General features: G+C 69.3%; 17 protein-coding genes. 14 read left to right on the plus strand and 3 right to left on the minus strand.

Going from position 1 to position 17,066, the window contains the following annotated elements; genetic code table 11:
* The 7 genes from GWK61_RS41810 to ccsB all read left to right on the plus strand — a co-directional run.
* On the plus strand, window positions 1-301 hold a 301-nt coding region (locus tag GWK61_RS41810; protein WP_194917403.1), incomplete at its 5' end, for a DUF7919 family protein.
* Between the two features lie 45 nt (window positions 302-346).
* On the plus strand, window positions 347-1,693 hold the full coding sequence (gene hemL, locus GWK61_RS41815; RefSeq protein WP_194917405.1) for a glutamate-1-semialdehyde 2,1-aminomutase: 1,347 nt from the start codon (window positions 347-349) through the stop codon (window positions 1,691-1,693).
* 32 nt (window positions 1,694-1,725) lie between these two features.
* Window positions 1,726-2,379, plus strand: a complete 654-nt coding sequence (locus GWK61_RS41820; protein WP_194917407.1) for a histidine phosphatase family protein — start codon at window positions 1,726-1,728, stop codon at window positions 2,377-2,379.
* A gap of 203 nt (window positions 2,380-2,582) precedes the next feature.
* Entirely contained in the window at window positions 2,583-3,167 is a 585-nt protein-coding gene (locus tag GWK61_RS41825; RefSeq protein WP_194917409.1) for a TlpA family protein disulfide reductase, read from the plus strand.
* Between the two features lie 10 nt (window positions 3,168-3,177).
* On the plus strand, window positions 3,178-4,002 hold the full coding sequence (locus GWK61_RS41830; RefSeq protein WP_194917411.1) for a cytochrome c biogenesis CcdA family protein: 825 nt from the start codon (window positions 3,178-3,180) through the stop codon (window positions 4,000-4,002).
* 22 nt (window positions 4,003-4,024) lie between these two features.
* The gene (resB, locus tag GWK61_RS41835) at window positions 4,025-5,710 is read left to right on the plus strand and encodes a cytochrome c biogenesis protein ResB (protein WP_194917413.1); all 1,686 of its coding nucleotides are present in this window, start codon (window positions 4,025-4,027) and stop codon (window positions 5,708-5,710) included.
* 47 nt (window positions 5,711-5,757) lie between these two features.
* Entirely contained in the window at window positions 5,758-6,741 is a 984-nt protein-coding gene (ccsB, locus tag GWK61_RS41840) for a c-type cytochrome biogenesis protein CcsB (protein ID WP_194917430.1), read from the plus strand.
* A 92-nt stretch (window positions 6,742-6,833) separates the two neighbouring features.
* Here ccsB and GWK61_RS41845 read toward each other — a convergent pair whose 3' ends face one another.
* On the minus strand, window positions 6,834-7,532 hold the full coding sequence (locus tag GWK61_RS41845) for a DUF4230 domain-containing protein (protein ID WP_323748001.1): 699 nt from the start codon (window positions 7,530-7,532) through the stop codon (window positions 6,834-6,836).
* A gap of 279 nt (window positions 7,533-7,811) precedes the next feature.
* Between GWK61_RS41845 and GWK61_RS41850 the strand changes: the two genes are divergently transcribed.
* Window positions 7,812-9,221, plus strand: coding sequence for a hypothetical protein (locus tag GWK61_RS41850; RefSeq protein ID WP_194917415.1), 1,410 nt, complete (start codon window positions 7,812-7,814; stop codon window positions 9,219-9,221).
* Between the two features lie 77 nt (window positions 9,222-9,298).
* Here the strand turns inward: GWK61_RS41850 and GWK61_RS41855 are convergent, their stop codons facing one another.
* A complete protein-coding gene (locus GWK61_RS41855) occupies window positions 9,299-9,715 on the minus strand; it encodes a PLDc N-terminal domain-containing protein (protein ID WP_194917417.1) in 417 nt (138 codons plus the stop codon).
* 110 nt (window positions 9,716-9,825) lie between these two features.
* On the opposite strand from GWK61_RS41855, the gene GWK61_RS41860 reads away from it, so the two are divergent.
* The 5 genes from GWK61_RS41860 to GWK61_RS41880 all read left to right on the plus strand — a co-directional run bounded on the left by GWK61_RS41860 (window position 9,826) and on the right by GWK61_RS41880 (window position 14,672).
* Window positions 9,826-11,322 carry a menaquinone biosynthesis decarboxylase gene (locus GWK61_RS41860; RefSeq protein ID WP_194917419.1) on the plus strand — a complete coding sequence of 499 codons (1,497 nt, stop codon included), beginning with the start codon at window positions 9,826-9,828 and terminating at the stop codon, window positions 11,320-11,322.
* Window positions 11,319-12,290 (plus strand): menaquinone biosynthesis prenyltransferase MqnP, encoded by a 972-nt coding sequence (mqnP, locus tag GWK61_RS41865; RefSeq protein WP_438939812.1) that lies wholly within the window; start codon window positions 11,319-11,321, stop codon window positions 12,288-12,290. Before GWK61_RS41860 ends, mqnP begins: the two co-directional genes overlap by 4 nt.
* Before the next feature lie 5 nt (window positions 12,291-12,295).
* Window positions 12,296-12,940, plus strand: coding sequence for a UbiX family flavin prenyltransferase (locus tag GWK61_RS41870; RefSeq protein WP_194917421.1), 645 nt, complete (start codon window positions 12,296-12,298; stop codon window positions 12,938-12,940).
* Window positions 12,941-13,046: 106 nt separating this feature from the next.
* A complete protein-coding gene (locus GWK61_RS41875) occupies window positions 13,047-13,532 on the plus strand; it encodes a DUF3291 domain-containing protein (protein WP_194917423.1) in 486 nt (161 codons plus the stop codon).
* Window positions 13,533-14,201: 669 nt separating this feature from the next.
* Window positions 14,202-14,672 (plus strand): Lrp/AsnC family transcriptional regulator, encoded by a 471-nt coding sequence (locus tag GWK61_RS41880; protein ID WP_194917424.1) that lies wholly within the window; start codon window positions 14,202-14,204, stop codon window positions 14,670-14,672.
* A 203-nt stretch (window positions 14,673-14,875) separates the two neighbouring features.
* Here the strand turns inward: GWK61_RS41880 and GWK61_RS41885 are convergent, their stop codons facing one another.
* Window positions 14,876-15,658 (minus strand): hypothetical protein, encoded by a 783-nt coding sequence (locus tag GWK61_RS41885; protein WP_194917426.1) that lies wholly within the window; start codon window positions 15,656-15,658, stop codon window positions 14,876-14,878.
* A gap of 126 nt (window positions 15,659-15,784) precedes the next feature.
* Here GWK61_RS41885 and mqnE point away from each other — a divergent pair, with 126 nt between their 5' ends.
* Window positions 15,785-16,945: an aminofutalosine synthase MqnE gene (gene mqnE / locus GWK61_RS41890; protein ID WP_194917428.1), complete on the plus strand. Its 1,161-nt coding sequence runs from the start codon at window positions 15,785-15,787 to the stop codon at window positions 16,943-16,945.
* The last annotated feature ends 121 nt before the right edge of the window (window positions 16,946-17,066 follow it).

The raw sequence follows: 17,066 nt of genomic DNA on the forward strand, positions 1-17,066 counted from the left end.
CGCTCCGGTCTTCTGGCGCAACCTGGTCACGCTGACCGCCGACCACGCCGTCGCGGTCACCCGCGGCGTGCACGGCTGCCGCTTCCGGCACCTGTTCGAGGCCGACTTCCAATACCGCGCCGTCTACGGCACCCGCGTCCTGTACCTCGGCAGCGCCGAGCTCCGCGTGGTCGCCGCCGACGGCCGCTGGCTCACCGCTCCCACGCTGGTCGTCCACTACATCCGCGACCACGGCTACCGGCCCCCGCAGGCGTTCGTCGAGGCCGTGACGGCGATGCGGATCGCGCCGAGTGACGGCTGACACCGCGATAGCGGCCCGGCTCCCCGGATCTGAGACCATGGCGGCATGAACGCGCATCCGTACGAGCCCCCCGAGACCCAGTCCCAGCACCTGTTCGACCGGGCCCGGGCGGTCACGCCCGGCGGGGTGAACTCGCCGGTGCGGGCGTTCGGCGCGGTCGGGGGCACCCCGCGTTTCATGGCTTCGGGCGAGGGCGCTTATCTCACTGATGTCGACGGCAACCGCTATGTCGACTTGGTCTGCTCCTGGGGCCCGCTGATCCTCGGCCACAAGCACCCGGCGGTGCTGGAGGCGGCGCTCAAGGCCTTGCACAACGGCGCCAGCTACGGCGCGCCGTCGGCCGGCGAGGTCGAGCTGGCCGAGGAGATGGTGGCGCGCGTCGCCCCGCTGGAGCAGGTCCGCCTGGTCTGCTCCGGGACCGAGGCCACGATGAGCGCGATCCGGCTGGCCCGCGGTTACAGCTCCGCTGTCAATGGACACAGCACCGGCCGGACCAAGATCGTGAAGTTCGCCGGCTGCTACCACGGCCACGTCGACTCGCTGCTGGCCGCGGCCGGCTCCGGCGTCGCCACCTTCGCGCTGCCGGACACCCCCGGCGTGACCGGGGCGCAGGCCGCGGACACGATCGTGCTGCCGTACAACGACACCGAGGCCGTCAAGGCCGCGTTCGAGGCGCACGGCGACGAGATCGCCTGTCTGATCACCGAGGCCGCGGCCGGCAACATGGGCATCGTCCCGCCGCAGCCGGGCTTCAACCAGTTCCTCGCCGACATCTGCCGCGCGAACGGCGCGTTGTTCGTCTCCGACGAGGTGATGACCGGCTTCCGCGCCTCGCGCGAGGGCATGTACGGCATCGACGGCGTGGTCCCGGATCTGATGACCTTCGGCAAGGTCATGGGCGGCGGCTTCCCGGCCGCGGCCTTCGGCGGCCGGGCCGACGTCATGCAGCACCTGGCCCCGGTCGGCCCGGTCTATCAGGCCGGCACGCTGTCCGGGAACCCGGTCGCGACCGCCGCCGGCCTGGCCACGCTGCGGCACTGCACCCCGGACGTCTACAGCCACCTGGACGCCACCGCGCACCAGATCGCCGACCTGGCCTCCGAGGCGCTGGCCAAGGAGGGCGTCCCGCACACCGTGCAGTTCGCGGGCACCATGTTCTCCGTGTTCTTCACCGGCCGGCCGGTGAAGAACTACGAGGACGCCAAGACGCAGGACACCAAGGCCTACGCGGAGTTCTTCCACACGATGCTGAACCACGGCGTCTACCTGCCGCCGAGCGCCTACGAGGCGTGGTTCGTCTCGGCCGCGCACGACGCCGCGGCCGTGGAGACGATCGCCGAGGCACTGCCGCACGCGGCGAAGGCCGCGGCCGCCGCCGAGAAATCCCACTGATCCCTGATCCCCGGAAGGGAACCCCACCTGTCATGGCTGAGACCAAGACCGTCGTCCACCTGATGCGCCACGGCGAGGTCTACAACCCGGACGGCATCCTCTACGGCCGCCTGCCCGGCTTCCGGCTTTCCGACCTCGGGCAGAAGATGGCCGAGCGGGTCGCCGACCACCTGGCCGACCACGACGTGAAGGCGGTCGTCGCCTCGCCGCTGCAGCGCGCGCAGGAGACCGCGGCCCCGATCGCGGCCCGGCACGACCTGGAGGTCGGCACCGACGAGCGGCTGATCGAGGCGGCGAACTTCTTCGAGGGCAAGAAGTTCTCGGTCGGCGACGGCGTGCTCAAGCGGCCGGCGGTCTGGTTCAAGCTGTGGAACCCGTTCAAGCCGTCCTGGGGCGAGCCGTACAAGGATCAGGTCAAGCGCATGCACGCGGCCCTGATCGACGCGGCGAAGCTGGCTCCCGGCCACGAGGTGGTTCTCGTCAGCCACCAGCTGCCGATCTGGATCAGCCGGCTGGCCGCCGAGCACCGCTCGTTCTTCCACGACCCGCGCAAGCGCGAGTGCACGCTGGCCTCGCTGACCTCCTTCGAGATCACCGACGGCCGGATCACCGCGGTGCGCTACAGCGAGCCGGCCAAGGACCTGCTGCCGGTGAAGAACACGAAGAAGTTCGTCGCGGGCGCGTAGAACCGCTCTGTAAAGCCTCTTAGCCGTGCGGCGCTATACGGAGTCCTCCGTATAGCGCCGCCGTCGTAGCCCTGTCATAGCGTCGTCACAGCGCCGTCACAGCACCGTCGCGCAGGGTCTTCCAGCATGGGCGGAGCGCGACGCTTCGTCCGATTCGGGGACCCTGCCGCAAGAGCGCGCGGCAGCCATGCGAAACTTTTCACATGCTGCGCAGGACGGATGGAACACGCAGGTCGGTCGCCGTGCTCTCGGTGATCACGGCCGCCGCACTCGCCTTCGGCCTGACCGCCTGCGGCGGGTCGGGTTCGAAGAACAAGGACGGTCTCGGGACCGCCGCCGCGTTCTCCGTCAACGACCGCAAGCAGTTCCCGATGCTCTCCGGGACCACGCTCGACGGCGCCAAGCTCGACCTGGCCTCGTTGAAGGGCAAGGTCATCGTCGTGAACATCTGGGGGTCGTGGTGCGATCCCTGCCAGGCCGAGGCGCCGTACCTGGAGCACGCGAACGAAGCGTACCGGGACAAGGGCGTGCAGTTCGTGGGCATCGACACCCGCGACAACAACGGGCAGGCCCAGGCCTTCGTGAAGGCCAAGCAGATCAGCTACCCGAACCTGGTCGACGACGGCAACGAGACGCTGCTCGGCCAGCTGGCCGGGATCACCTCGCTGGCCTCCGTCCCCTCGACGCTGATCATCGACAAGAACGGCGGTCTGGCCTGGCGGGCGCTGCGGCCCGTGGACTTCAACGACGTGTCCGCGGCGCTCGACACCGTCCTGTCCGGTAAGTGAGAGCCCGATGATGAGCGCCACCGCCGCCGTCCTCACGCACCTGGCCTCCAGCTACACCTCCACCCAGACGAAGGTGGAGTACGGCAGCTTCCTGGTGGCCGTGCCGATCGCGCTGGCGGCCGGGCTCATCTCGTTCCTGTCGCCGTGCGTGCTCCCGCTGGTGCCGGGCTACCTGTCGTATGTGACCGGACTCACCGGCGTGGACCTGGGCGACCAGACGCTGGACGAGGCGGCGCGGGCCAAGCGCGGCCGGATGATCGCCGGCGCGCTGCTGTTCGTGCTCGGGTTCAGCATCGTGTTCGTGCTGCTGGAGTCGCTGGCGGGCTGGAGCGGGCAGTTCCTGTACTCCCACAAGCGCATCATCCAGATCGTGCTGGGCAGCATCACGATACTGATGGGCCTGTCCTTCGCCGGCGTGGTGCCCGGCGCGATCAGCCGGGTGTTCAACCGCGAGGCCCGGTTCCACAAGGACCCGCGCGTCGGCCTGGCCGGCGCGCCGCTGCTCGGGATCCTGTTCGGGCTGGGCTGGACACCGTGCATGGGACCGACCCTGTCGGCGGTCTCCTCGCTGTCCATCGACTCCGGGAATGCCGGTCGTTCGGTTCTCATCGGGGTGGCGTACTGTCTGGGGCTGGGTCTTCCGTTCGTCCTCACCGCGATCGCGTTCCGCAAGGCGATGGGGGCGTTCGGCTATGTGAAGCGCCACTACCAGGCCGTGATGCGGATCGGCGGCGGCATGCTCGTCCTGATCGGCGTCCTGTTGGTGACCGGTGAGTGGGACCACCTGGTGACCTGGCTTCAGGGCCAGACACCCGGTTTCCAGTCCCCGATCTAGTTAGAACGAGACGACGTATCGAATGGCATCGCCCACAGAAGAGATGGACGCGGACAGCCTGACCACGGCGCCGCGCGAAGAAGGCAGCGGCACGGCCTCCGTCAGCCTGCCCAGGCTCGGCTGGCTGGAGATGCTGCGCTGGGCGTGGCGGCAGCTGACGTCCATGCGCGTGGCGCTGATCCTGCTGTTCATGCTGTCCCTGGCGTCCATCCCCGGGTCCCTGCTGCCGCAGCGCAGCGCCAACACGGACCCGACGACCGTCACCGACTGGCTGGCCAAGCACAAGACGGTCGGGCCGATCCTGGACAAGCTCCAGTTCTTCACCGTCTACAAGTCGGTGTGGTTCTCCTCGATCTACCTGCTGCTGTTCATCTCGCTGATCGGCTGCATCCTGCCGCGCACCGCGCAGCATCTCAAAGTGCTGCGCAAGCCCCCGCCGGCCGCTCCGCGCAACCTGGCGCGCATGCCGGCCCACTTCCGCTGGAACGACACTTCGGGCACCTCTATAGAGGACAAGCTCAGTTCCGCAGAGGCGGCGCTGAAGAAGAAGCGCTTCCGCGTCGTGCGCGGAACCGACGCCGAGGGCGGCGGGTGGGTCTCGGGGGAGAAGGGCTACCTGCGCGAGGCCGGCAACCTGATCTTCCACCTGTCGCTGGTGGGCATCCTGGCCGGGTTCGCGATCAAGGGCTACTACGGCTATCAGGCCAAGGTCGTGATCAGCGAGGGCGAGTCGTTCTCGAACATCACGATGGACTACGACGACCACACCTTCGGCGGCGGTGTCGACCCGGAGAAGCTGCCGCCCTTCGGGCTGACGCTGAAGAAGTTCACCGCGACCTACGAGCCGAACCACAACGCTCCGGACTACGGCCAGGCCCGGGACTTCACCGCCGACGTCAGCTACAAGTCCTCGCTCACGGCGCCGGAGAAGAAGGCGACGCTGAAGGAGAACAGCCCGCTGAGCGTGGACGGCGTCAGCGTCTACCTGAGCAGCCACGGCTACTCGCCGATCATCACCGTCCGGGACAAGAACGGCAAGGTGATCGTGGACCACGCGGCCGTGCCGTTCTTCGACTCCGGCGCGATGGGCGTCGGCTCGGGCATCTACAAGGTCAAGAACGGCTACACCGACAAGTTCGACAGCCCGCAGGCCCTGGGCCTGTCCGGCATCTTCGTCCCCGACTACCCGGGGGCGATGATCCCCGGGCTCGGCGCGGTGTCGCTGTTCCCCACCGCCGACAACCCGGCGCTGGTGCTCACCGCGTACACCGGCAACCTGGGGCCGAACCCCGGCGTGTACACCATGGACGTGACCAAGGCGCAGCAGGTCAAGCTGCCGAACCCGGTCGAGCCGACGAATCCGGCCGTGGTGCTCACCCTGGACGGGGGCAAGAACACGGTCGCCCTGCCGGACGGCACGGGGACCATCGAGTTCGACGGCGTGAAGCAGTGGGCGCAGTTCGACCTCAACCACGACCCGTCGAAGATGCTGGTCTTCGTCTCGGCCGTGGGCATCGTCGTGGGGCTGATCGGGTCGCTGGGCATCCGGCGGCGGCGGGTGTTCGTGCGGGTCCGGCCCGCGGAGGAGCAGGACACCGTGCGAGTGGAAGTGGCCGGGCTGGCGCGGGCCGAGGACGCGCGGTTGCGGGACGAAGTGCGGGGTGTGGGCAGGGGCCTGCGTCCTCCGAAGGCGGGAGTCCAGAAGTGATCAACGAGTCCCTGGCGCGGTTCTCGAACTACGCCATCTACGGCGCGATGTTCGTGTACTTGATCGCGTTCTTCGCCTACACCGCGGAATGGGTGTTCGGGCGGAAGTCGACATTCGTCGTGGAGGCCGCGGCGAAGGCCAAGACACTGGTGGCGGCCGGCTCTGTCACGGTGCCGGACGACCTTGCGGCACTCGACGACCTGGACGACCTGGACGACCTGCCCGACCCCGACGAGCAGACCCCGCCGATCGACGGCGGCAACCTGCGCGCCATCACCGCCGGCGGCATCGCGGTCAGCACCACGGTGCTGGGCTTCGTGCTGCATGTGATCGGCGTGGTCACCCGCGGCGTGGCCGCGGACCGGGTGCCGTGGGGCAACCTGTACGAGTTCACCATCGCCGGCTCGGCCGTCGCCATGGCGCTCTACGTCGGCCTGCTGTTCCGCAAGAACGCACGCTGGCTCGGGGTGTTCGTCACCGGTGTGATCGTCGCGATCCTCGGCCTGGCCATGGAGGTCCTGTACAAGGACGCCGAGCAGCTGGTCCCGGCGCTGCACTCGCCGTGGCTGGTGGTGCACGTCGCCGCCGCGGTGCTGTGCTCGGGCATGTTCACCGTCGCGACGGTCGCCACGGTCCTGTACCTGTTCAAGTCGCGCTACGAGACCAAGGCGAAGCTGGGCACCGCGAACCCGAACTCGATGTGGAAGCGCGTGCCGTCGGCGATGAAGCTGGACCTGACTGCCTACCGCATCCTGGCGTTCGCCTTCCCGGTGTGGACCTTCACCGTCATCGCCGGCTCGATCTGGGCCGAGCGCGCCTGGGGCCGTTACTGGGGCTGGGACCCGACCGAGACGTGGGCGTTCATCACCTGGGTCGTCTACGCGGCCTACCTGCACGCGCGCGCGACGCGCGGCTGGAAGGGACGCGGTGCCGGGTTCATCGCGCTGGTCGGCTACGGGTGCTTCATCTTCAACTACTTCATCGTGTCGATCTTCGTGAACGGCATGCACTCCTACGCCGGGGTGAAGTAGCCGCGAGTTGAGTGCCGCGAGCTGACAGTCGCGAGCTGAGAACCAAAGCGGCGCCGGACGAATCCGCCCGGCGCCGCTTGCTGTCCCGGCTGCTACTTGTAGTCCACCGTGATCGTGCCGGTGAACCCCAGCGAGTGCAGCAGACTCTGCAGCATCTGCGTGGTGTCCTTCTCCGCGACCGACACCAGCGAGCTCTTCTGCGCCGCGCCGTCGATCTGCTTGGTGGCCTCCACCAGCAGCGACTGGACCTTGTTCGGGTCGCTGTTGAAGAGCCGGTCGAACACGCCCTGCTGCTGGCCGATGATGTACGACTTGTGCACGTCCAGCGCGGTCGGGTCCAGCACCGGCTTGGGCAGCGTGATCGAGGCCGACAGCCGGTCGGTGGACACCTTCACGTGGTTGGCGTCCAGATTGCTGAAGTCCACGAAGGCGTTCACGGTTCCGTCGCCGAGGAAGAACGTGTCGCTGCCGGCCAGGAACGACGGGAGCCACGAGGAGTTCTGCACCTCGGTCACGACCTGGAACTCGCCGCTGGCCGCCTCGAAGCGCTTGAGCTCCGTGATCGACTTCAGGAGCACCGGCCCGCTGCGGGTCGTGGTGGTCTCGCCGAACGGATTGCTGAAGTGGAGCAGATTCGTCACGGAACCGAGGAACGCCAGCACCACCACCAGGACGACGCCGCCCACTCCCCAGCGCAGAAGGGTCGAACGCAGCCCGCCGCCCCGGGTGCGGACGATGATGCGCGTCTCGTTCTTGGAGCCTTCTTCAACAGGCTCGCCCTTAGCCGCCACGGCCACCCCCTATCGCAGTTATCTTATGACCTATGGCAGCCATCCGTATGCGCGCGGCGAGACGCGGGGAAGACCGTGACCGGCAAGGACGTCGGTCACGAAACACCGGCTGTTTATGGTTCGCCCTGATTTTTCTCATCGTGATGCTGCTGTTGTCCTTGATGTTCGGCGGGTTCCACAAAGGCCATCTCCATCCGAATGGGTTGCCGCCGCGGTCTGTGGTGCCCTGTGTCGGGGATTGCCCGTATCCGGGCTCCGGGGATCTGAGAGCATGAGACGGTGAGACCGAAGCCTCGTCGTCAGCCCCACCACTCCTCGCGTCCCGGCGTGCCCAACCGCAGGGCGCATCCGCCGTCCCCGGCCCGGCATCCCGAGCTGCCCCCGGAGTTCGGGCAGCTCTTCGACGCCCTGGACGAGGTCTACGGCGATCCGCGCACGGTCCGCACGCCCCTGGACGCCGAGCTGTGGGCGTCGGCCTTCCTGGGCGGCCTGTGGACCGCGGCGCTGCAACAGGACGACGAGCCCGAGGGTGCCGAACTCGGCCTGGTCGAGGTCCTGGAGCTGGTCGGCTCCCCGCGCACGCAGGCGGTGCTCTGCGCCCTGGCCTCGGTGGCCTCGCCGGAAGTCGCCGCCCGCGCCGGACAGGCCTCGGAGCGCTTGTTCCACAAGGGCGTCCGGCGCCCCGAGTGGTACGGCGCCGCGCTGCAACAGGTGGAGTTCCTGGAGGCCTGGTCGGTCTCCGACGTCTTCGCCGACGGCGAGTTACTCATCGCCGCGTTCAAGCGCGGCAAGGACCGCTACGCGTTCACCGCGACCGTCGCCAACAACGCCCAGGGCACCGTGGTGGAGGTCCTGCTCGTCGACCCGGTGGACCTGCCGGACATCCTCGGCGAGATCCGGGCGGAGTTCGCCGAGGGGCCCGAGGGCGTGTTCTCCCTGGACAAGCTGGAGGCCGGCGAGCTGCGCCGGCGGCTGGAGCCGGCGGTGCGCGAGACCCTCGTCGACGACGAGGAAGACGACGACGAGTACGGCGAGGACGGGCTGGACCAGCTGGACGAGGAGTTCGAGGAGGAGCCCGGGCTCCAGGCCGAGGCCGTGGACGAGGCGTTCGCCGAACTGGACGCGCTGGAGCTCGACGAGGTCGACGAAGACGATGAGGACGACGAAGAGGACGACGAGGGCGACGACTTCGCCGCCCTGCGCGCGCTGATGCTGTCGCGCCTGGCGGTACTGCCCGAACCGGCGGAGCTGCCCGGCGGCGCCGACTTCGGCTACGACCTCGACGACCTCCCACCGCTCCTGGACGAGTTCGCCGCCTCCGAGGACGCCCGCGCCCTCCCGCACCAGGCCATCGTCCGCGAATGGGGCGAAATCTTCGCCCGCCTCGGCCTCACCGAGTTCGCCGGCGACCCGCCCCTGTACGGCCCGGAGAAGTTCGACACCCTGATCAACGTCCTGATCCCGGCCCGGGTGAACGCCGACGACGCCCAGCTGGAGCTCCTGGAACCGGCCGCCCTGGCTTGGGCGCGCTGGTCGACCCGCAGGGTCGGCCTGGCCGAGCCGATCGGCGACTACCTGGTCGAGGCGGTGGCCGAGAGCTTCGAGGACTTCCCGCATTCGTACGCGGACCCGGTGTTCACCATGGACCGGCACATGTTCGGGTTCACGATGCAGTCCTCGGCGGGCTGAGCGGGTTCTGAGCGTCGTTCTGAGTGTCGCGACGGTCGGAGGGTCAAGCTGGCGCCGGCTCTCCGGCCGGCGGGGACTCAGCCTTCCGGCCGGTCCTTCTTCAACTGCTCGCCGAGCTGCCGTAAGAACTCCGGATCGTCATCCGGGGCCACGGCCCAGGTGCTCGGCGCGGTCCCGGTCCTTCGGGAGCTCCCGCCGCTTCCGGACCCCGAAGTGTCCACGATCCGCGGCCGCCGCTGGTGTGTCCCGCTCCGCCTGAGCGAGAAGAACAGCCCCGGGTGCGGGTCCGTGGCCCGCCGCCGCATGTCCCGCGGCTGCGCGGTGCGTCCGGTGAAGATCCACGCCAGCGCCCCGAGGTATGGCACCGCGATCAGCACCGCCCAGACCGGTTTCGGCAGGAAGCGGACCCAGGGGCGCGGGGTGAGCAGGCAGTCGACCCAGGCGAAGATGGCCAGCGCGATGGGCACCAGCCACTGGACCACGAAACGGAGCAACGCCCAGCCTCCCGGGAAGTCGTGGGTTTTCCACATTCAACACTAACGGCCGCGCCGTCACTACGGGACCGGTACGGGGGTCTTCCCCCCTCTGACGGATACTGGTCACCATGGCCTACGACGATCTGCGCTCCTTCCTGAAAGCCCTCGAACGCCGAGGGCAGCTCAAGCGCGTGCGTGCGGAGGTCGACCCGCACCTGGAGGTCGGGGAGATCACCGACCGGGTGCAGAAGGCGTCGCGGGAAGACCAGCACGGCGGCGGGCCCGCGAAGAACGTGGCGCTCCTGTTCGAAAACGTGCGAGGCGCCCGCACCCCCGACGGCAAGCCGATCCCGTTGGCCATGAACGTCTTCGGCACCGAGGAGCGCCTCTGCCTCGCCCTCGGCCTGAAGAACCTCGACGAGATCGGCGACCGCATCGGCGACCTCCTCAAGCCCGAGCTCCCGCACGGCGTCTCCGGCCTGCGCGACGCCCTCGGCAAGGCCGCGCAGCTGAAGTCGGTGCCGCCCAAGCACGTGAAGAAGGCCCCGGTGCAGGAGGTCGTCCTCACCGGCGAGGACGTGGACCTGGACCTCCTGCCGGCCCTGCACACTTGGCCGGACGACGGCGGCTCCTTCTTCAACCTGGGCCTGACCCACACCAAGCACCCGGAGACCGGCGGCCGCAACCTGGGCCTGTACCGGCTCCAGCGCCAGGACAAGCGCACCATCTCCATGCACTGGCAGATCCACAAGGACTCCACCAACCACTACGCCGTCGCGCAGCGCCTCGGCGAACGCCTCCCGGTCGCCGTGGCCTTCGGCTGCCCGCCGGCCGTCACCTACGCCGCCACCGCGCCGCTGCCCTCGGACATCGACGAGTACCTGTTCGCCGGCTTCGTGCAGGGCAAGCGGGTGGAGCTGGTGGACTGCAAGACGGTCCCGCTCCAGGTCCCGGCGAACGCCGAGGTGGTCCTGGAGGGCTGGCTGGAGCCCGGCGTCACGCTGCCCGAGGGCCCGTTCGGCGACCACACCGGCTTCTACACGCCGGTCGAGCCGTTCCCGGCGCTGACGGTGACCGCGATGACGATGCGCGAGGACCCGATGCTCCAGTCGATCGTGGTCGGCCGCCCGCCGACCGAGGACGGCCCGCTGGGCCGCGCCACCGAGCGCTTCTTCCTGCCGCTGCTCAAGATCATCATCCCGGACCTGGTCGACTACGCGCTGCCCGAGGCCGGCGGCTTCCACAACTGCGCGATCGTCTCCATCGACAAGCGCTACCCGAAGCACGCGCAGAAGGTGATGCACGCGATCTGGGGCGCGCACCTGATGTCCCTGACCAAGCTGATCATCGTCGTGGACAGCGACTGCGACGTCCACGACTACGCCGAGGTGGCCTGGCGCGCCTTCGGCAACGTGGACTACTCCCGGGACCTCACCGTGGTCGAGGGCGTCGTCGACCATCTGGACCACGCCTCCTATCAGCAGTTCTACGGGGGCAAGGCGGGAGTCGACGCGACTCGTAAGCTTCCGGAGGAGGGCTATCACCGCGGCTGGCCGGAGATGATCGCCTCCGACCCGATGACCGCGGCCAAGGTCGATCGCCGCTGGAAGGAGTACGGCTTCTGATGTCCGCCGCACCTGCGTCCTCCGTGGACCCCGTGGAGGAACCCACCGGCACCACCCGGGAGGTCAACGAGGCGCCCGAGACGGCCCGGGGCGTGGCCGGGGGCACCCGGGCGTTCCTGCGCCTGGTGCTGATCGAGCACTCGGTGTTCGCGCTGCCCTTCGCCTACATCAGCGCCCTGTGGGCGATGTTCGAGACCAGCGGCCACGTCAACTGGGCCAAGCTGCTGCTGATCACGATCGCGATGGTCGGCGCCCGCACCTTCGCCATGGCGATGAACCGCATCATCGACCGCGAGATCGACGCCCGGAACCCGCGCACCCAGATGCGCGAACTGGTGACCGGCGCGGTGTCGGTGAAGACGGCCTACCTCGGCTCCTTCGCGGCCCTGGCCGTGTTCCTGGCCGCCGCGGCCACCCTGAACCGCCTGTCGCTGTACCTGGCCCCGGTGGCCGTGATCCCGCTGGTCCTGTACCCGTACGGCAAGCGCTTCACGAACTACCCGCACGCCATCCTCGGCATCGCCCAGGCCATCGGCCCGATGGGCGCCTGGATCGGGGTCACGGGCCACTGGTCGTGGCAGGCCACGCTGCTGGGCCTGGCGGTCGGCTTCTGGATCGGCGGCTTCGACCTGATCTTCGCCTGCCAGGACGTCGCCGCCGACCGCGTGATCGGCGTGAAGTCGGTCCCGGCGCGCTTCGGCATCGCCGCCGCCTTGCGCGCCTCGATCGCCACCCACGTGATCACCCTCGGCCTGCTGATCTGGTTCGGCGTCGTCGCCCACGGCGGCGCCCTGTGGTGGATCGGCATCGCGGTGGTCGCGGCGGCGTTCTGGTACGAGCACTCGCTGGTGAAGCCGACCGACCTGTCGAAGGTGAACCGGGCGTTCTTCACGACGAACGGCTTCGTGGGGATCTCGTTGTTCTGCTTCGCGCTGGTGGACCTGATCGTGCGCGGGCTGGGGGCCTGAGCTCGGTGACCACCCCCCGCACCGCCCGCACCCCCTGGATCGTCGGCGTCTCCGGCGCCTCCGGCACGCCCTACGCGGCCGCCACCATCCGCGCGCTCCTGGCGGCCGGGGAGGCGGTGGACCTGGTGGTGAGCCGGGCGGCGCGGCTGACGATCCTGGACGAGACCGGGATCTCGTTCCGTGACGGGCACTGGCGCGAGGACCTGGCGACGTGGCTCGGGTGGGTGCCGGAGGATCCGCGGCTGGACGTCGTGCGGTACTGGCCCGCGGGGGACTTCGCCGCGGGGCCGTCGTCGGGGAGCTATCCGGCCAAGGGCATGGTCGTGGTGCCGGCCTCGACCGCGGCGGTCGCGGGGATCGCGCTGGGGCTGTCGAAGGACCTGCTGCAGCGCGCGGCCGACGTGAACCTCAAGGAGCGGCGGCCGGTCGTGGTCTGCGTGCGGGAGACGCCGCTGAACCGCGGCACGCTGCGGCACATGGTCGAGCTGGACGAGGCCGGGGCCGTGGTGCTGCCGGCCGCGCCCGGGTTCTACGCCGGGCTGAAGGACGTGCAGCAGCTGGTGGACTTCGTGGCGGGCAAGATCCTGGACGTGCTCGGCGTGCCGCACACGTTGTTCCAGCGCTGGCGCGGGGATCTGCATCGTTTGTGAACCAGCGTCGTTTATGAACCCCTGCTCGGCGCGCTGAATCCGGGCCCGGTCCCGGGACCCGAGACGCGGGGCGCATAGACGTAAGTCCTCTGAGTAGCCTGCGCCCATGGACACTCCCGACGCACTTCTGGGCCCCTTCGAGGGCTTCCACCTGGCCCAGGTGAACATCGGCCGGCTCGTGGCGCCGCTGGGCGACCCGGCGATCGAGGACTTCACCAAGAACCTGTCCCGCGTCAACGACCAGGGCAGGGCCATGCCCGGGTTCGTCTGGCTGCTGGAGGGCTCCGATCCGGAGCTCGGCGCCACCGACATCGCCTGGCCCGGCGACCCCGAGATGTTCGTCAACCTGACCGTCTGGGAGTCCGTGGGCGCGCTGCGGGCCTTCGCCTTCTCCGGCGAGCACCGGACTCTGCTGGCGCGCCGTAAGGAGTTCTTCCAGACGCTGCCCGAGGCGACCGCCACGATGTGGTGGGTCGCGGCCGGCACAGTGCCGACGATTCAGGACGCGCACGACCGGCTGGCGCACTTCCGTGAACACGGCGCCACGCCTCATGCGTTCTCTTTCCAGCGGTTGTTCGCGCCGGAACGCTGAGCCGCCGGGCAACGGTGCTGCCGCGCAACGCAAAGGAGCGCCCTTTCCAGTCCCGGGGGGACGGACTGGAGGGGCGCTCCCGTGGTTCCCGGCCGCCGATCACCCGCGCGTCGATCCGGGGGGGTGTTGATCGACGCGGCTGGTCGAGCGTCGATCACGGGGGGGAGTTGATCGACGCGACCGGCGGCCGGAGCTCTGAATGGTGCGGTGGTGGTGCGTTGGTGGTGCGCTCGTGGTGCGTTCGGTGCTGTCTTCGCTACTGCGTTCGTGCTGTTCTGCGGGTACCGCCGCAGGTCAGGCCTTGCGGGCGGCCTTCGCGGTGCGCGCCAGGCGGGCCTTGGCGGCCTGCTTGCGCAGGTCGTTCAGGCGGTTGTGCGCGGCCTGCAGCTCGTACGGCTGGAAGTTCATCGTTGACTCCTTTGATCCGTCGGGCCTAATCTGTTCTATGCCTTAGATTCTAAGGAGTTCCATGCTCTGTGTCCAATTGATTGAAGGTGAAGACGGTCACAGATCGTTAGCGGGGCGCGACAGGCTCCCCGGACGGCCCCGCGCGGGGGCCGGGGCCGTCCGGGGAGCCGATACGCTCGCACCGGCGGTGAAACGGACGCTGAGCTCGATGGGAGAACCAGGCGGGTGCGTCCATCGATGCGGATGAGGTGATCAGGAAGCATGGACGCGGTGGACCGCGCCTTGATCGACGCGCTGCGGACCAACGGCAGGATGTCGTACGCAGAGCTGGGACGCCTGGTCAGTCTGTCCGGGCCGTCGGTGACCGACCGGATCAACCGGCTGGAGGGCAACGGAGTCATCACCGGCTACCGGGCGATGGTGGCCCCGGAGCAGCTCGGCCTGAACGTGACGGCGATGATCGGGATCCTGCTCTCGGACTCGGCCGAACTGGACGACGTGGCCTGGCGGCTGCGCGACGTGCCGGAGATCGAGGACTGTTTCTTCGTCGCGGGCGAGGAGTCGTTCCTGCTCAAGGTGCGCGCCGGGCATCCGGAGGACCTGGAGCGGATCATCGGGCGGCTGACCCGGATCCGCGGCGTGGCCCGGACCCGGACCACGGTCGCCCTGTCGACGAAGTGGGAGGACCGGCCGATGCCGTTGGCCGCGCCGGAGGAAGAGGACGCCAAGTAGGGCCTGGCGCTTGGCCGCATACAGCGTTGGCTGCGCACAGCGAAGGGCCGCGCACAACGTCGGCCAGACACAGCGAAGGGCCGCGCCGGATCGGATTCCGGCGCGGCCCTTGGGCTGTTCGGGGTCGGCGGTCGGCGGTCGGCGGTCCGCCGTCCCGGTGTCCGGGGTCCTGGCGTCCTGGCGACCTGGCGACCTGGCGTCCCTCAGGCCAGCACGATCGTGACCACGATCGCCACGATCCCGATGTGCGAGGCGATCACCGCGGCCAGGCACGCGTACCGGCCGGTGGTCGTGGTGTTCTCGTCGGTCAGGTAGGCCGCGGCGGCCACCGCGGCCCCGGTGACCAGCGGCACCGTCAGCAGCGGGGTCAGGTGCGGGATCACCTTCTCCATCTGCGCGGCGAACAGCAGCGTCAGCCAGCTCAGCCCGGCCACGACGGTGAAGCCCCAGGTCAGCCCCAGCGGGTTCAGTCGCCGCCAGCGCAGCAGGCCGCCGATGATCAGGATCATCGCCGGGATCGCCAGCACCGAGAGCGCCAGCAGCTTCGAGTTCAGCGTGACGCCGGCGATCGACCGCGACGAGCCGCCGCTGGAGGCCACGCCGCACAGGAACGCGACCAGTAGCGCCGGAATCGCGCCTATGACGAACGCCATGCCGAGGCGCGGGCCGAGGGGGAGCGCGGGGCCGCCGGCCATGGCCACGGCGCCGGTGGCCGCGCCCGCTCGGCGGGAGCCCCCGGAGCCTCCGGAGCGGGCCGGTGCCGGCCGCGGGGGGTTGCCGCGCCGCGGCGGAGCCGGCGGGGCGTCGTGGCGGTTCTGCTCGTCGAAGCGGTCGTCATAGCGGTCGTCATGGCGCTGGTCAGGCCGCTCGTCGTAGCGCTCGTCATAGCGGTCGCGCTCGTCGTACCGCCCACGACGACTCCGGTCGTCTCCGGGGGGTCGGCCGGGGGGACGGCCGGCGGCTCGTCGTGAGGGTGATTCGGACATGATGACGACTATCCGCTGTCCGGCCTCCGGATCGCAACGTGATCACGCAATCCGGACGAGGTCGTCACCGGGCTCTGCCGTACTCTGCTGTGTGATCAGGTAGACGTCCGACGGAAGGGTGAGGCCATGGACTCCGGGCTCAAGCGGGAGATCGAAGGGAAGGTCCTCGCGGGCTCGCGGCTGTCCTTCGAGGACGGCGTGGCGCTGTACGACACCGACGAGGTGGCCTGGCTCGGCGAGCTCGCACACGAGGTGCGGACGCGTAAAAACGGCGACAAGGTCTTCTTCAACGTCAACCGCCACCTGAACATGACGAACGTCTGTTCGGCCTCCTGCGCGTACTGCTCCTTCCAGCGCAAGCCGGGGGAGAAGGACGCCTACACGATGCGCATCGAGGAGGCCGTCCGCCTGGCCAAGGACATGGAGCCGGACGGCATCACCGAGCTCCACATCGTCAACGGCCTGCACCCCACGCTGCCGTGGCGCTACTACCCGAAGTCGATCAGCGAGCTCAAGGCCGTGCTCCCCGGCGTCTCGATCAAGGCCTTCACGGCCACCGAGATCCACTGGTTCGAGAAGATCTCCGGCCTGAGCGCCGACGAGATCCTGGACGAGCTGATCGACGCCGGCCTGGAGTCCCTGACCGGCGGCGGCGCGGAGATCTTCGACTGGGAGATCCGCTCCCAGATCGTGGACCACGCCACGCACTGGGAGGACTGGTCCCGCATCCACCGCCTGGCCCACGCCAAGGGCCTGCGCACCCCGGCCACCATGCTCTACGGCCACATCGAGGAGCCCCGCCACCGCGTGGACCACGTCCTGCGCCTCCGCGAACTCCAGGACGAGACCAACGGCTTCGCGGTCTTCATCCCCCTGCGCTTCCAGCACGACTTCCACGACAGCAAGGACGGCAAGGTCCGCAACCGCCTGATGAACCAGCCGATGGCCACCGGCGTCGAAGCGCTGAAGACCTTCGCCGTCTCCCGCCTCCTCCTGGACAACTTCGACCACGTGAAGTGCTTCTGGGTCATGCACGGCCTGTCCACAGCCCAGCTGGCCCTCAACTACGGCGCCGACGACCTCGACGGCTCCGTGGTCGAGTACAAGATCACCCACGACGCCGACGACTTCGGCACCCCGAACAAGATGACCCGCGACGACCTCCTGGAACTGATCCGCGACGCCGGCTTCACCCCGGTCGAGCGCAACACCCGGTACGAGGTCATCCGGGAGTACGAGGGCCCGGAGGCGGACCGGCGGGAAGAGCCGCAGCTGATGACGTTCTGAGCGGCGGGCGGCGGCGGGCGGGCGCGGCGCTGGTTGGGCGGCCGACCGGCTTGCCAGCTGAGCACCGCGGCCTGAGCTGGCCGGGCACCGCGCGGCCGGGCGGTCGGCCGCCCCCACCCCC

The organism is Catenulispora rubra (assembly GCF_015356825.1).
GTDB lineage: Bacteria > Actinomycetota > Actinomycetes > Streptomycetales > Catenulisporaceae > Catenulispora > Catenulispora rubra.

What these genes read in the sequence shown, in the direction of transcription:
- hemL (WP_194917405.1), top strand. Translation starts at nt 347, where the DNA reads ATGAACGCGCATCCGTACGAGCCCCCCGAGACCCAGTCCCAGCACCTG.
- GWK61_RS41820 (WP_194917407.1), top strand. Translation starts at nt 1,726, where the DNA reads ATGGCTGAGACCAAGACCGTCGTCCACCTGATGCGCCACGGCGAGGTC.
- GWK61_RS41825 (WP_194917409.1), top strand. Translation starts at nt 2,583, where the DNA reads ATGCTGCGCAGGACGGATGGAACACGCAGGTCGGTCGCCGTGCTCTCG.
- GWK61_RS41830 (WP_194917411.1), top strand. Translation starts at nt 3,178, where the DNA reads ATGAGCGCCACCGCCGCCGTCCTCACGCACCTGGCCTCCAGCTACACC.
- resB (WP_194917413.1), top strand. Translation starts at nt 4,025, where the DNA reads ATGGCATCGCCCACAGAAGAGATGGACGCGGACAGCCTGACCACGGCG.
- ccsB (WP_194917430.1), top strand. Translation starts at nt 5,758, where the DNA reads ATGTTCGTGTACTTGATCGCGTTCTTCGCCTACACCGCGGAATGGGTG.
- GWK61_RS41860 (WP_194917419.1), top strand. Translation starts at nt 9,826, where the DNA reads ATGGCCTACGACGATCTGCGCTCCTTCCTGAAAGCCCTCGAACGCCGA.
- GWK61_RS41875 (WP_194917423.1), top strand. Translation starts at nt 13,047, where the DNA reads ATGGACACTCCCGACGCACTTCTGGGCCCCTTCGAGGGCTTCCACCTG.
- GWK61_RS41880 (WP_194917424.1), top strand. Translation starts at nt 14,202, where the DNA reads ATGGACGCGGTGGACCGCGCCTTGATCGACGCGCTGCGGACCAACGGC.
- GWK61_RS41885 (WP_194917426.1), bottom strand. Translation starts at nt 15,658, where the DNA reads ATGTCCGAATCACCCTCACGACGAGCCGCCGGCCGTCCCCCCGGCCGA.
- mqnE (WP_194917428.1), top strand. Translation starts at nt 15,785, where the DNA reads ATGGACTCCGGGCTCAAGCGGGAGATCGAAGGGAAGGTCCTCGCGGGC.